13 protein-coding genes are annotated in these 15,000 nt (G+C 52.4%); 7 read left to right on the plus strand and 6 right to left on the minus strand.

Annotated features, from left to right (window positions below):
• Positions 1–15: 15 nt before the first annotated feature.
• From uvrC to K365_RS0104925, 3 genes are all read left to right on the plus strand, one after another.
• The gene (gene uvrC / locus K365_RS0104915) at positions 16–1,842 is read left to right on the plus strand and encodes an excinuclease ABC subunit UvrC (protein ID WP_024333739.1); all 1,827 of its coding nucleotides are present in this window, start codon (positions 16–18) and stop codon (positions 1,840–1,842) included.
• Positions 1,843–1,924: 82 nt separating this feature from the next.
• Positions 1,925–3,385: a 30S ribosomal protein S1 gene (locus K365_RS0104920; RefSeq protein WP_024333740.1), complete on the plus strand. Its 1,461-nt coding sequence runs from the start codon at positions 1,925–1,927 to the stop codon at positions 3,383–3,385.
• A gap of 4 nt (positions 3,386–3,389) precedes the next feature.
• On the plus strand, positions 3,390–4,241 hold the full coding sequence (locus K365_RS0104925; RefSeq protein ID WP_024333741.1) for an HAD family hydrolase: 852 nt from the start codon (positions 3,390–3,392) through the stop codon (positions 4,239–4,241).
• A gap of 13 nt (positions 4,242–4,254) precedes the next feature.
• Here the strand turns inward: K365_RS0104925 and K365_RS0104930 are convergent, their stop codons facing one another.
• The 4 genes from K365_RS0104930 to K365_RS0104945 are packed head-to-tail and all read right to left on the minus strand — an operon-like array spanning position 4,255 to position 8,717.
• A complete protein-coding gene (locus K365_RS0104930; protein ID WP_024333742.1) occupies positions 4,255–4,989 on the minus strand; it encodes a pyridoxine 5'-phosphate synthase in 735 nt (244 codons plus the stop codon).
• A gap of 45 nt (positions 4,990–5,034) precedes the next feature.
• Positions 5,035–5,499 carry an rRNA maturation RNase YbeY gene (gene ybeY, locus K365_RS0104935; protein ID WP_034624786.1) on the minus strand — a complete coding sequence of 155 codons (465 nt, stop codon included), beginning with the start codon at positions 5,497–5,499 and terminating at the stop codon, positions 5,035–5,037.
• On the minus strand, positions 5,396–7,792 hold the full coding sequence (locus K365_RS0104940) for an HD family phosphohydrolase (protein WP_024333744.1): 2,397 nt from the start codon (positions 7,790–7,792) through the stop codon (positions 5,396–5,398). The genes ybeY and K365_RS0104940 overlap by 104 nt, the downstream gene beginning before the upstream one ends.
• On the minus strand, positions 7,773–8,717 hold the full coding sequence (locus tag K365_RS0104945; protein ID WP_024333745.1) for a PhoH family protein: 945 nt from the start codon (positions 8,715–8,717) through the stop codon (positions 7,773–7,775). Before K365_RS0104945 ends, K365_RS0104940 begins: the two co-directional genes overlap by 20 nt.
• Before the next feature lie 110 nt (positions 8,718–8,827).
• Here K365_RS0104945 and K365_RS0104950 point away from each other — a divergent pair, with 110 nt between their 5' ends.
• Positions 8,828–9,430: a CvpA family protein gene (locus tag K365_RS0104950; RefSeq protein WP_024333746.1), complete on the plus strand. Its 603-nt coding sequence runs from the start codon at positions 8,828–8,830 to the stop codon at positions 9,428–9,430.
• Positions 9,369–10,169, plus strand: coding sequence for a nucleoside triphosphate pyrophosphohydrolase (gene mazG / locus K365_RS0104955; RefSeq protein ID WP_024333747.1), 801 nt, complete (start codon positions 9,369–9,371; stop codon positions 10,167–10,169). The genes K365_RS0104950 and mazG overlap by 62 nt, the downstream gene beginning before the upstream one ends.
• On the opposite strand, the gene K365_RS0104960 is transcribed toward mazG, so the two are convergent.
• Together K365_RS0104960 and K365_RS0104965 are read right to left on the minus strand one after the other, a co-directional pair.
• On the minus strand, positions 10,148–10,531 hold the full coding sequence (locus K365_RS0104960) for a DVU0524 family FlgM-associated protein (RefSeq protein ID WP_024333748.1): 384 nt from the start codon (positions 10,529–10,531) through the stop codon (positions 10,148–10,150). The two genes, mazG and K365_RS0104960, sit on opposite strands and share 22 nt — an antisense overlap.
• A 20-nt stretch (positions 10,532–10,551) precedes the next feature.
• Positions 10,552–11,838, minus strand: a complete 1,287-nt coding sequence (locus K365_RS0104965) for a class II fructose-bisphosphate aldolase (RefSeq protein ID WP_024333749.1) — start codon at positions 11,836–11,838, stop codon at positions 10,552–10,554.
• 292 nt (positions 11,839–12,130) lie between these two features.
• On the opposite strand from K365_RS0104965, the gene K365_RS0104970 reads away from it, so the two are divergent.
• Together K365_RS0104970 and K365_RS0104975 are read left to right on the plus strand one after the other, a co-directional pair.
• Complete coding sequence (locus K365_RS0104970) at positions 12,131–12,721, plus strand: TetR/AcrR family transcriptional regulator (protein WP_492207306.1); 591 nt, start codon at positions 12,131–12,133, stop codon at positions 12,719–12,721.
• Positions 12,722–12,862: 141 nt separating this feature from the next.
• Positions 12,863–14,926 carry a (Fe-S)-binding protein gene (locus tag K365_RS0104975; RefSeq protein WP_024333751.1) on the plus strand — a complete coding sequence of 688 codons (2,064 nt, stop codon included), beginning with the start codon at positions 12,863–12,865 and terminating at the stop codon, positions 14,924–14,926.
• Positions 14,927–15,000 lie beyond the last annotated feature (74 nt).

A 15,000-nucleotide genomic window follows, 5' to 3' on the forward strand; every position in this document is an offset into this window, starting at 1 on the left:
GGCGGATAACCGGTGATGCGCGCTGATCTGACACAAAAATATCATCAGACCCCCCATGCGCCCGGGGTGTATCTGATGAAAGACGCCCGGAAAAAAATCATTTATGTGGGAAAAGCCAAGGACCTGAAAAAACGCCTGGGATCCTATTTTGCCCGGCAGGATCACACGGACGGCAAGACCGCGGCCCTGCTGGCCATGGTCCGGGATTTCGATGTGATCATCACAGCATCGGATCACGAGGCCTTTATTCTGGAATCCAATTTGATCAAGGAATACCGGCCCCGGTATAATGTGCTGCTCAAAGACGGCAAAAATTATCCGCTGCTGCGCATTGACATGAATGAGCCGTTTCCCGCAATCCAGCGGGTGCGGCGGATCCAGAACGACCAGGCCCTGTATTTCGGGCCCTATTCCTCGTCCCGGAGTGTGAACCAGACCCTGGGCCAGATTCAGAAAATTTTCAAACTCCGGAAATGCCGGAACACCCAGTTCAAAAACCGGTCCCGGCCCTGCCTGAACTATCAGATCAACGCCTGTCTGGGACCCTGCTGCCTGAAGGTGGATGAACAGGAATACAAACAGCATGTCAAAGATGCGGTGCTGTTTCTCAAGGGCCGGTCCGGTCAGGTGATCCAGAAACTCAAAGCTCAGATGCAGGCCCATGCCCATGCCCTGGAATTTGAAAAAGCGGCCCAGAAGCGGGATGCTGTGACCGCCATGACCCATATTCTGGAAAAACAGGTGGTGGTTGCCGCAGATCTCAAAGACAGGGATGTTCTGGCTTTGGCCGTTGAAAAGGAGATGGCCGTCATCACCATGATGATCGTCCGGTCCGGCCGGCTCATCGACACGGTGCATTATCCGGTGGACCCGGGATTCAAGGAATCCCATGAAATTTTGCGGGCCTTTTTATGGCAGTATTATGATGTGACCCGGTTTCTGCCCGATGCCGTGCTTCTGGACAGAGAAATCGAAAACATGGATGTGCTGGCATCCAGGTTGTCTGAGCAGAAGCATCGAAAAGTGACCGTGCATGTCCCCATGAGAGGGGAGAAACGGCGGCTGGTGGAAATGGCTGATGTCAATGCCGCCCGGGAGCTGGAAAAATTGCGGATCAAGACGGAAGCGGCTCAGTCTGCCGTGACCCAGGTTCAGGCGCTGCTGAAAATGGACCGGATGCCGGACCGCATCGAATGTTTTGACAATTCTCATCTGGCCGGACAGGACCCGGTGTCGTCCATGGTGGTGTTCACCCGGGGCCGGCCGGATAAGAATGCGTATCGACGCTATATCCTTCGGGATATGGACCGGCCCGATGATTATGCCGGCATGACCCAGGTACTGACCCGGCGGTTTTTAAAAACGGAAAAAGAGATGGATTTTCCGGACCTGCTGGTGGTGGACGGGGGGAAGGGCCAGCTGGGCATGGCCGTGGCCGTGCTCAAAGAGCTGAACCTGGCGGGCCGGTTTGCCGTGGCAGGTCTGGCCAAAAAAGATGAGGCCAAAGGGGAGGATATGGACAAAATCTATGTGCCGGGCCGGTCCAATCCCTTGAACACGGCCTCGTTCAAGCAGGGCCTGTTTCTGCTTCAGCAGGTGCGGGACGAGGCCCACCGGTTTGCTGTCACGTTTCAGCGCAAGCGCCGGAAAAAAAGGAGCCGCCTGTCGGTGTTCGATGCCATCCCCGGTGTGGGGCCCAAAAGAAAAAAACTGCTGCTGCAGCAGTTCAAAGGTCTGGAAAACCTTAAAGCCGCATCTGTGGATGAATTGACATCATTGCCCGGAATTACCGAAAAACTGGCAGAACAGATTCTGGCCCGGGTCAAAGCGGAAGGATCATAATTGTTTTTTTGCTTTACACCCGTGCGTGTAAAGTATAGTTAGTCAGGCAGATGTTCATAAACCGCCTGTTTGGAGAAGATGCATGACGGAAAAATTTGATGAGACCCCGGATCAGGATGACGGGGAAATGAGCTTTGAGGAACTTTTTGAATCCTATAATGACAACCTGGGCCAGGAGCTGGCCCCCGGGGATATGGTGGAAGGTAAAATCATATCCGTGGGCCGGACCCATGTGTATATCGATACCGGCACCAAAAGCGACGGTGTGGTGGAAAAGCAGGAACTGCTGGATGAGAACGGTGAGTTCCCATTTCAGGCCGGAGATGTTTTGACCCTGTATGTGGTGTCTTTGAATGAGAGTGAGATCATCCTTTCCAAGGCCATTTCCGGGGCCGGCAAAGTGGCACTTCTGGAAGATGCGGTGCAGAACCGGACCCCGGTGGAAGGCAAGGTGACCGAGGTGATCAAAGGGGGATTCTCCGTGGATATTCTGGGGAAACGCGCCTTTTGTCCGGTGAGCCAGATGGATGTCAATTATGTGGAAACCCCGGAAGATTTCGTGGGCCAGACCCTGCGGTTTCTGGTAACCCGGTATGAGGAGAACGGGCGCAACATTGTCATCTCCCGAAGAAGTCTGCTCAACGAAGAGATCAAGGCGGCCCGGCAGGCGTTTTTTGCAGATGTGTCCCAGGGGGATACGCTTCAGGGCAAGGTGATCCGGCTCATGCCTTTTGGTGCGTTCATCGAACTGGCCCCGGGTGTGGAAGGCATGGCCCATATTTCCGAACTGAGCTGGTCCCGGGTGGAAAAACCGGATGAAGTGGTGAAACCGGGAGATACCGTGCTGGTGAAGCTGTTGAGCATCACACCCCAGGACGGCCAGGACCTGCCCAAAATTTCTTTGTCCCTGAAACAGACAGCCACCGACCCCTGGGAAAGCGTGGATGCCGCGTTCAAACCCGGAGACCAGGTGAGCGGCAAAGTGATGCGAATCACCAATTTCGGGGCGTTTGTGGAGATTGCCCCGGGGGTGGACGGCCTGGTGCATATCAGTGAGATGAGCCATACCCGGCGGGTGACCCGGCCCGAAGAGGTGGTGGAAAAAGGGCAGGACGTCCAGGTGGTGATCAAGTCCATTGACATGGATGCCAAACGGGTGTCTTTGAGCATCAAGGATGCTCTGGGAGATCCCTGGACCGGGATCAGTGTCCGGTACAAACCCGGTGATATCATGGAAGGCCGGCTGGAAAAAAGGGAAACCTTCGGCCTGTTCATCGGGCTGGAACCCGGGGTCACCGGCCTGATGCCGGTATCGGTCCTTCGTAATGCCGCAGATGCCAAATTGTATGATGCGCTCAAACCCGGGGATGCGGTTCAGGTCCTGGTGCAGCAGGTGGATGAGGAAAACCGGCGCATCTCCCTGGCACCGCCGGACCAGAAAGACATCGAAGACTGGAAACAGTTTGCCGGCAATAAAAAAGACAAGCCTTTGGGCACCATGGAACGTGTTCTCATGGAAGCTTTGAACAAAAAGAAAAAATAGGCTTGTGACGGACCGGCACCTGTTTGTCACCGACCTTGACGGGACCTTGTTGACTGATGACAAGACCGTCTCGCACCGGGACCTGGATACCCTGGCCCGGTTGAGAGCCAAAGGCGTTGTGGTGGTTGCGGCCACGGGCCGGAGCCTGTATTCTTTTCAACGGGCCCTGGCGCACATCGGCATGGATACGGATTCATGGCCCCTGGATTTTCTGATCTTTTCCACAGGCGCGGGTGTGCTGAAGTTCAAAAAAAATGAAATTATCCGGGACCTGCCCATTTCCCGGTCGGATGTGATGCACATCACCGCCTGTTTTGAACAGATGCAGCTGGATTATATGGTTCACAACGCCATCCCGGACACCCACTATTTCACGTTCCGGTCCCATGGCCGGGACAATCCGGATTTTTTTCAGCGGATTGTTCTGTATCAATCCTTTGCCAGCCCTTTGACCGCGGACACCCCGGTATTTGAAACCGCCACCCAGGTCCTGGCGGTGTTGCCCCCGAAAGTGTCTCTGGCACAGGTGGCGGAAATACAGGCCTCATTGTCCGGTTACAGTGTGGTGCATGCCACATCTCCTTTGGATCATCAGTCCGTTTGGATCGAAGTGTTTCATCCCCGGGTCTCCAAAAGCCATGCCGCAGCCTGGCTGGCCCGGCAGTTGGATATCCCGCAGTCCCGGGTGGTGGCGGTGGGCAATGACTACAATGATCTGGATCTGATGGACTGGGCCGGGCAGAAATTCTGGGTGGCCAATGCCCCGGCGGAGTTTGATACCGGGGTCCGGATGCCGGTGTCCAACAACGCGCATGGCGTGACCCGGGCCGCAGTTCTGTCCGGACTGCTGGATTGAAAGACCTGCAACATTACACAGGGGCCTGCCCCAGATCCTGGATCAGCTTTTTCATATCCCGCACGGCCCGGTCCATACCGGTGAGCACGGCCCTGGATACAATGCTGTGCCCGATGGAAAACTCCCGGATTTCATGAAGCCCGGCAAAGGCTTTGATGGTGTTGTAACAGATGCCGTGACCGGCATTGACTCCGAGCTTGAGCTTGGTCCCGATCTTGGCCGCGTCTACGATGCGGTCGAATTCCCGCCGGGCTTCAGCCCGGGTTTCCGCGTCACAAAAGGCACCGGTGTGAATTTCGATCATGTCCGCATCGATCTTGTGGGCGATCTTGATCTGATCCAGGTCCGGGTCGATGAAGATACATACCTGAATCCCGGCGTTTCGCAGGGTGGAGACCGCATCCTGGATATGATCCTGATGGGTGATCAGGTCCAGCCCTCCTTCCGTGGTCAGCTCTTCTCTTTTTTCCGGCACCAGAGTGACGGTATCAGGCATGATGTCCAGGGCGATTCCCAGCATTTCACTGGTGGCGGCCATTTCCAGGATGAGCCTGGACTGGACGATCTGCCGGAGCAGACGGACGTCCCGCTCCTGGATATGGCGGCGGTCTCCTCTTAAATGGACCACAATGGCGTCCGCACCTGCGGTTTCCGCAGCCACCGCCGCAGCGACTGGGTCCGGATAGTCAATGCCCCGGGCCTGGCGCAGGGTGGCCACATGATCTACATTTACAGCCAGTTCTGCCATTTTATTCTTCCTTTCCTGGTTTTCACAATGCCGCCGGATCTTTGGTTAAAATGCCGCCAGATCCGGATTGGGCTCAACCAGTCTTAACAGTTCACAACTTTTTGTTTCCATGTCATCCGCGTCCGCCTTACTTGTTTCATGATCAAATCCCACCAGATGCAGGATGCCGTGGATCAGCAGCTGGGACATTCTTTCGTCCAGGGTGATGCCGGCTTCCTGTGCTTCTCTGGCCGCGGTCTGGGCCGAGATGACCACATCCCCCAGCAGCCCGGGGGTGATGTCTGAAAATTCGCCTTCCTGCATGGGAAAGGACAGCACATTGGTGGGACGGTCAATGCCCCGGAAACTGTGGTTGAGTTCTTTTATCTGTAGGTCATCCATGATCACGATGGAGATTTCATGATGGTTACAGCCCAAGGCGTTTAAGATCTGTTCGGTCTTTTTGCGAAGCACCGGCGTGGACACCATTGGTTTTTGACGGTTCTCGATCAGTATCTGAAGTGCTGTCATTTTTTTCTTTTTTCTTTTCCTGGGGTTTGTCTGTATATTCAATACGGCTGTGATAAATACTGGTCAGGATATTGTTGAAGCTTTTGGCGATCTGGTGCAGGTCCTTGAGGGTGAGCTCACATTCCTCCAGCTGGCCGTCGGCAAAAATATCGTTGATCAGTTCCTTGACCCGTCCCCGGATTCTGGCGGCTGTCGGCCGGTCCAGGGCCCGCACTGCCGCTTCCACCACATCCGCCAGCATGACAATACCGGTCTCCCGGGTCTGGGGTTTGGGGCCGGGATACCTGAAATTTTCTTCATTAATATTGTCTTTTCCGCTTTTTAACGCCTTGTTGTAAAAAAATTTGATCAACGAGGTGCCGTGGTGCTGGGTGATGCCTTCGATAATTTCATTGCCCAGTTTATGGGTTTTGGCCAGCTCCACCCCTTTTTTGACATGCTGGATGAGAATGAGCGCAGACATGGAGGGCGAGAGTTTGTCGTGCCGGTTTTTGCCGTCCGCCTGGTTTTCAATGAAATACATGATCTTGTCCAGCTTTCCGATGTCATGGTAATAGGCCATGACCTTGGCTTTGAGACTGTTGGCATGAATGGCGGACGCAGCCGCTTCCGCCAGGGTGGCCACGATCACACTGTGGTTGTAAGTGCCCGGGGCCTCGATCATCAGTTTTTTGATCAAAGGCTGATCCAGATTGGCCAGTTCCAGGAGTTTGGCTTCCGTGGTATAGTCAAAAATGATCTCAATCAATGGACAGAACCCGATGGTCAGCACAGCGGAAAAAATTCCGCCGCAGAACGCGATGATTACTTCTCTTGCCAGGATCACCGGATCGGGCTGGGTCAGGGAATAAAAACCAAGGGCGATTGCCAGAAATGAATTGAAAATTGCCAGTTTGACGCCGGTCATGATGAAGTTTTTACGGGTCTGCCGGGCCTGGGCCCAGAACGCGGCCATACTGCAGCTTAACAGAAAAAAGATGAATGCTTCGAAACTGCCGCCAAAAGAAATACTCGCCAGAACGGACAGCACCAGGGAAAAATAAATGGCGATACTGAATCCCAGAAACAGGCAGCAGATCATGGCGGCGGCCGGCAGGGGGATGGCCATGAAAAAAGAAGCGGACATCAGGTCCCATGCCTGATTCGGATCTGCGGACTGAACCAGATAGGAGGACAGTTTGACCGCGCCCAGATACAGGACCAGCCCCAGGGCCAGAAAAATCATGTGTTTGTTATGGTCGTTTTCCAGGGCGGCATGATGTCTGAAAAATAGAAGGTATGACACCAGCAGCAGGGTGAACGTGATCAGCGCAACCCCGGTGGCGGACACATAAACCGTTTTGACAACGGTCTGTTCCAGCAGGGCATTGAGCTTGATAAGCCGGGTTTTGTCGATCCGTTCGCCCTCCCGGACAATCATTTCTCCGGCCTTGATCTGGTACATGACCGGATTGATGGTGGCCTGGGCCGCCAGGATCCGGGCCTGGGTCTCGTTTTTGTTCATGAAGATGTTGGGCTGGAGCAGTCGCTGGCAAATGTCCACGATCAGGTTTGTCAGGGTGTAGTTGACCTTTTTGAGCAGCGGCTCTCCCTCGATTCTGATCATGGCCTTGGCCTGATCCGGTCCGTAGAACACCTTGAGGTTGTTGACGACCTGTTCTTCATTGGATTTGATGTTTCGCAGGACAATCCCTTTGTGTTCCTGTTCCAGCAGAATTTCCTTGTTCGCCACCACCCCGTTGGAAAGCACCTTTCCCATGATGGTCTGAATTTTTTGGGTGATGTTTGGATCAAACCGGTGTTTGTGCAGGATGGAATATGCCCCTTCACTGATCACGATGCCCAGTTTTTCTTCGAATAGGGGTTTGGTTTCCAGGACCATGGCAAAGGTGGGGTCCGGGGTGTCTCCGGCCGGCGTTTCATCTTCAGTTTTTCGGGTCGATCCCGGTTCAAACAGGGATCGGCCGATTTTCATGGCATCTTCGACACTGGCCTGAATCCGGGGCAGCAGGTCCGCATCCAGATCGTACACGATGCGTACCATATCCCGAGCCTGATTGCGCCGTTCGTCAGACACTTCCCGGTCTTCCACCAGGATGTCTCTGGGCGCTTTGATATCCCGCTGGGCCACATCTCCGATTTGATACGCATCGGTGATCTGCTGCTGTTCCGGTGTCTGGGAAAAAGTGAACAACAGCGTAATGCCCAGCAACATGGCCCACAACAGGTAGGGGGTGGACAAAATAAAGTGTCTGGCTGAATCCAGCCAGTTATTAATCTTTGTTTTTTTCATAGGCATCGATAATATCGGAAACCAGCTGGTGCCGGACCACATCATCCCTGGAAAAATGAATGAATTCGATTCCTTTGATGTGGGAGAGAATCTTTCTGACTTCCACCAGACCGGATTTTTTGCCGCCGGGCAAATCGATCTGGGTGATGTCTCCGGTCACGATGGCCTTGGAACCGTATCCGATTCGGGTTAAAAACATTTTCATCTGCTGGGAGGTCGTGTTCTGGGCCTCGTCTAAAATGATAAATGCATTGTTCAGGGTTCTGCCCCGCATGAATGCAATGGGGGCGATTTCAATGATTTCCTGTTCAATATAGGTCCGGGCTTTTTCAAATTCAAGCATGTCATACAACGCGTCATATAAAGGCCGCAGATAGGGATTGATTTTTTCGGCCAGATCACCGGGCAGAAACCCCAGTGCTTCGCCGGCCTCCACAGCCGGGCGGGTGAGGATGATTTTTCGGACATCCCCTCTGGCAAAGGCCGCCACAGCCATGGCCATGGCCAGATAAGTTTTTCCGGTACCGGCCGGGCCGATGGCAAACAGGATGTCTTTGGTTTCAATAGCCTTGACATACTTGACCTGGTTCAGGCTTCTGGGCCGAATCGGTTTGTTTCTGGCGGTCGTGTACACCGTGTGCATAAACAGGGTTTCCAGCCGGGCATCCGGATCTTTTTTGATCAAAGCGATGGCGGCATCCAGATCTCCGGGTTCCATTGAAATTTTTTTCGTAAAAATCAAATACAGCTGGGTCAGCAGAGAATGGACCTGGCGTACTTCCGGTGCCGGCCCGGAAAGGGTGACGGAGCCGCCTCTTGAATGAATGGTGATCTTGAACCGTTTGGCAATTTTTTCCAGGTGGGTATTGTGGAATCCAAACAATTGCCGGGCGATGGATATGTTGTCAAACTCAAGGGTTGTCATGGGTGTTAGGGTGCATTTAATTTAAAAAAAGGTCAATAAAAATCTTGACGGCAAACCAGCGGAGTTGTTATTTGTTGACACGTCATAAACATGCGATTGAAAGGGGACCCATGAACGGTTTTGATCTGATGGTTCTGGTGATCGTTCTGTTCTGCATGATTCGGGGGGTGTTCCGGGGATTGATCCGGGAAATGTCCGGGATCGTGGCAGTGATCGCCGGATTTTACGGGGCATTCACCTATTACTGGATTTTGTCACCCCATCTGGCTTTTCTGGTTCAAACCCCTGCAATCCGGCATCTGATCAGTTTTGGTGTACTGTTCTGCGGTATTGTAATTCTGGTGGGACTGACGGCCGCACTGATCCGCAAATTGATGCATGTGGTGTTTTTGGGGTGGGTGGACCGGACATTCGGCCTGGTTTTCGGCACAGCCAAAGGCGTTTTAATCGTTTCGGTGCTGTTCATTATGCTGACGACGTTTGTGTCGGCCGGGTCTTCCGCCATGATGACCCGATCTGAAACCGCCCCGTATCTGGCGAAGATCTCCCGGACCATGACCCTGTTTATCTCCAGAAATTTTCGGATTGATTTTCTGGAGCGGCTGAATAAAACCAACGTGGAAAATGCACAGACAAAGGAGGAAGATCCCATTGGAATCATTGGCCCCGGTTCTGGAAGTGATCCGGACATTGCGGGGAAAAAACGGGTGTGAATGGGATCGGCGCCAGACCCCGGTCACCATGTGGAAATGTCTGGCCGAAGAGGTGTATGAACTCCAGCAAGCCCTGGCTGAGAAGGATCTCGAGAACACCTGTGAAGAGATGGGGGATGTGCTGTTCCAGATTGTATTTATCATGGAAATATTTCATGACTCCGGACAGATTCCCATGTCCCGGGTGATGGACACGGTTAAAGAAAAGATGATCCGCCGGCATCCCCATGTGTATGGCGATGCCGTGGTAAAGACCCGGACTGAATTACTGGATCAGTGGGAACAAATCAAGACCCGTGAAAAAAATGGAGATCTTCGTTTATCCGCCATGGATGATGTTCCCAAGGGCATGCCCGGGCTTGTCCGGGCCATGAAGGTGTCTAAATCCGCAGTTAAAAAAGGGTTTGACTGGGAAAATATTCACCAGGTTCTGGACACGGTGAAAAGTGAGATGGCTGAATTTGAATCTGCGCTGGAACAAAAAGACGAAGACGCAATCATGCTGGAGTTCGGTGATATTTTATTTTCTCTGGTGAATGTGGCCCGGTTTGCCGGGTTCCATCCTGAAACAGCCCTGGCCCGGTCCACAGCCAAGTTTGAAAGCCGGTTTCGTTTGATGGAAACCGATCTGGCTGAAAAAAACATATCCCTTGGTGCCCTGTCCGCATCGGAAAAAAATGTTTTCTGGTCCCGGGCCAAAAAAGTCCATGACAACAATCAGTCGGTAGAGAAAGCATGACGACCCGGATACGGGTGAATGTCTTTGGCAGTTCGCAGGGTTTGTGTGTTATGCCGGTCTATGAGCAGGTAGGTGAAGTGTATTTTGTCCCGGTTATGACCGGGCTTCCCGGCAGACAGAGGGATCTGTCTGCCGGTTAATGGATTCGGCGGCTCTGACGCTGCCGCTTCTGAGATGATTTTTTCCACAATTCCTGCTGCGACTTTATCGATAATGGTTTGCCGGGTCCCTTCCGAGGAAATCGTTCGGGGTGTGTCGGATGACATCACAAAACGGCCTGATTTTTCCAGGATTTTCCCTTCCCCCAGCTGCCTGAAATAAAGCCGCAATACATTTTGAATCTGATAGGCTGGTATTTGCAATCACATATCTCCCAGGCGCCTTAATCGTCAAAATCCCCTTCAGGGCCTTTGTTTGAACTGATCGTTACCGCATTTTTCCTGATTTTTTCTTCGGTCCATTCCTCGATGGATTCAATGGTTTCCGATTTAACCCCGGGATCATGGGACCGGGTTTCCAGAATATGGGACAAAACAATGTTCGCCGTGTCAGACGCATTGAATACATCCGTGAGCAGTGTATACACAAACGCCTGAACGCCATTGGCCATGCGGTCACGGATCTCTTTGGGCTGGGCCAGAAAACGGTTTTCAAACGGCGCATTGAGTTTTTTGAAATTGCCGCCGGTGAGCCCCTGGTCTTTGGCATAGGTCAGCATCTGCTGCCAGATGGCTTCATCCACGCCTTTGTCCGGCTGTTTGATAAACCGGCCGGCGTCATCTAAAATGGCATTCCCATAGTCATTGACCTGAACCCCCCAGGAAATCATTTGCAGGGCCGTGGCCACATTGGCTTTGGTGGTGCGGGTCTTTTCAGCGATCTGCCGGAGCCGGTCCGAGCTGTTGCCCGAGGTGCCGTGCTGAGCCCCGGATACCTTATAAGGGGCCAGGGCCTCATGGATCTGTGCGGTCAATGGGACGTCAATGCCGGCATCGCTTTGCTCGATGCCGTGGGTGGTCCCGTTGTTCAAAGCGATCCAGTCCGGAAAAATGCCGTGGGCGTTTAATCCCTGGATCAGGAACAGGGCCTCCTGGGCCGTGGATAAGCCCAGTTTGCCTTTGATTTCTCCCACCTCGGTTTCCAGACCGGCCCAGTTCGGGACAAACGATGCCAGTTCCAGATTGGCCAGCAGGTTCTGGTCATCGGGCATATGGGAGGCATCAATGGCAATGGAAGTGATGCCTGCATCAAACAGGGAAGTGATTTCGGTTTTGCCCGGCTCGATGTCCGCCGGGGTCTTGATCCCGAAATGATCCGCATGGATGGCCACTGGTATGGTGATGCCCAGCTCGTTCATGAATGCATCGGTCTGCCGGGCGATATTCCACAGATTGACGGCGCAGTATGCATTGGTGCCGCCTTCGGACCGGGCGATTTCGATGATGATGGCGGCATTGGCCTGCTGGGCCGCAGCCAGCGCGCCCCGGATAACGAATGCATTTCTGCCGTTGGCCGCAATGGTCATGCATCTGCCTTTTTCGAGCATGGCCTGGTCAATGTATTTGCCGCTGACAATCAATGCCTTGGAATGGGGAAACAGCTTTTTGATATTGGGGGGGCGGCCCACATCCAAAGCGGTTTGAAAATCGGGGGTGTGATGATGTGACATGGTTTTTCTCCCATTGGTTTGTGGCGGTTGAAAATAAACAGCCTTCTTTTTTTTGGCATGAAAATGTGCCAAAAGCAAGGAATATTAATGAATGAATTAATATTCATTTGAAGAAACACGGGTCATTTTTTGTTTTACCATTGAGCTGGAATCCATCTTTAATTATAACTATTTGTAAAAAAAGATAAAAAATCAAAAGCTTTTTAATATTCTTCTGCGAATCCTTTCTTGACATTTGCAATCAACTGTTGTTAGATAATGAATTAATATTCATTTTAGAACCAGATGCGAGGTGGGTTTGCAGAAAAACAAATCAGAGAAATATCTCAATATTCTCAACAGTGCCGGGGCGGTGTTTGCAAAATACGGGTTCTACAAGGCCACCATCTCCCAGATTGCATCCCGGGCCGGCGTGGCGGACGGTACACTGTATCTGTATTTTAAAAACAAAGATGATATTTTATACCAGTATATCAGTTATAAAACCAGCATTGTGTTTGAAAAAATGAATGATGCCGTGGCCGCCGGAAAAACGGCGGAGGAAAAACTCAGAAACCTGATTCGCTGTCATTTGCAGGAATTCCAGAGCGACCGGCATATGGCGGTGATTTTTCAATCCGAGGTCCGGTATCTGCGGGATATTCAATCCCAGATCAAAGATATTTCTAAGATGTATCTGGACTTGTTGTCCGACATCATCGAACAGGGACAAATCGAGGGTTCCATCCGCCAGGATCTGTTTGTGGGCCTGGTAAAAAGGTTTATTCTGGGCGCTGTGGAAGGGGTGATCTCCACCTGGGTGTCCGCCGGGAGCCGTTATGATCTGGTGGCCATGGCAGACCCTCTGGTGGATTTGTATCTGAATGGCGTGAAAGAAGAATAAATGCCATACAGTGTATAAACGGCAGCTATTTTTTAAATGGATTTGAATTCGGGATTTTGCTTGACGGGAATCGCCATCTTTATTAAAGCTCAGTGAGTTTAAATTCATAATCAGCTAAGAATTTTTTGGAGGAAACAGTATATGACTTCAATTATCGGTCCGGCAAGTTATCAATTTTTCGGGATTTTTCCGGCAGCCATTCTGTCTTTTATTCTGCCTGTGGTGGGGATAGGCCTGTTCGCTTACATCATGGCCCGGCGCCTGGCCCCCCTGGTCCGGGCCGCTCCGGATTACCGGATGGACCGCATTGGCCAGCGCATCATCCGGCTGATCACCATCTGGCTGGGACAGATCAGACAACCCCGGTACATGCTGGCAGGGGTGCTGCACATTGTTATCTTTGCCGGTTTTCTGATTTTATCCATCCGGTCCGTGTCCCTGGTGATTATCGGTCTTTCCGATGGATTTGTTCTGCCGGGGTTCGGGGGCTGGCTGGGAGATGTGTATAATTTCCTGAAAGATTATGCCGCCACCTTTGTGCTGATCGCCTGTATTGTGGCGGGTATCCGCCGGGGAATTTTCAAACCTGCCAGGTATGCGGTGCCGGAAAAATACGGCAAGGACCATACCGCAGAGGCTGTATTTGTGCTTGGCATCATCGGTACCCTGATGATCTCTGAAAGCCTGTTTGAAGCGTCTGAACTGGCCTTTGCCTATCAGCAGACCGGGGAATGGCATTTTGTGGCGCCCTTGTCTTTGGTGTGGCTCTTCACGCACATGCTGACCGGCGCATCCCTGAATTTTCTTCAGGGGCTTCATATTTTTTCCTATTTCCTGCATGACCTGACTTTTTTCTTTTTTCTGTGTTTTTTGCCTCTGGGCAAACATTTTCATGTGATCACTTCGATCTTCAATGTGTTTTTCATGCGTCTGGACAAAGGAAAAATCAAACCGGTCAGATACGGGGTCTCCGACGAACAACTGGATGATCTGGAGTCTTTCGGCGTCAAAAAACTGGAGGATTTCACCTGGAAACACATGCTGGATTTTTATTCGTGTGCCGACTGCGGCCGGTGTTCCGACCAGTGTCCGGCCAATGCCGTGGGACGGCCTTTGTCGCCGAGGTTTATCACCATCAAGGCCCGGGATCTGATTTTCAAAAATTATCCGTTGTCCGGTGAAATCTACAAAAGCAAGATGCTGGTGGAAGACATCTACACGGAAGATGAAATCTGGTCCTGCACCACCTGCGGGGCGTGTGAGGAAGAATGTCCCCTGGCCATTGAATACATCAACAAGATCGTGGATCTGCGGCGCGGCATGGTGGATGAAGGCCTGGTGCCCCAGTCTCTGCAAAAACCCTTGAAAGCCCTGGAAAAACGCGGTAATCCTTACGGCAAGATGGAGAAAAAACGGGCGGACTGGGCCCTGGAAAAAGAGTTCAAGGCGGAATATCCCATCAAGGATCTGGCCAAGGAATCAGCCGATACCCTGTATTTTGTGGACAGCATCACATCCTATGATGACAATATCCAGGAAATCGCCCGGCGCACCGCCATGATTCTGAATCGGGCCGGGGTGGATTTCGGGATCCTGGGCAAGGATGAAAAAGACAGCGGCAACGAGGTGCTCCGGTTCGGAGAAGAGATGCTGTATCAGGATTTGAAAGCGCAGAATACCGAAGCGATCCTGGCCACGGGTGTCAAACAGATTGTCACAGCCGACCCCCACGCGTACAACGCGCTGAAAAATGATTATACCGGTCTGCCGCCGGTGCGGCATATCAGTCAGGTGGTGGCGGAAAAGATCACCACCGGGGTATTGTCCCTCAAACCCTGCCTGCATCCGGAAAAAACCTATGTGTATCACGATCCCTGTTACCTGGGACGGCACAACGGCATATATGAAGATCCCCGCCAGGCCCTGGATGCCATTGACGGCCTGACCCGGGTGGAAATGGAAAAGAGCCGGGATCGGTCTTTCTGCTGCGGCGGCGGCGGGCTCATGCTGTTTTATGAGCCGGAAGAGGAAACCCGCATGGGGGTTTTGCGGGTGAACATGGCAGCGGAGGCTGGTGCCAACGTCATTGTGACGGCCTGCCCCTTCTGTCTGGTGAATATCCAGGACGCCATCAAGGTCGCCGGCAAGGAAGGCGAAATGGAAGCTCTGGATTTTACGGAACTGATTGCCCGGCATTTAGCATAACGGTTTACAAAAATAACGCAGACGGCGGAACGGTCAAAAACACGTTCTGCCCGCACAAGTAAAGGAGGTAATAA

It is taken from the genome of Desulfotignum balticum DSM 7044 (genome assembly GCF_000421285.1).
GTDB lineage: Bacteria > Desulfobacterota > Desulfobacteria > Desulfobacterales > Desulfobacteraceae > Desulfotignum > Desulfotignum balticum.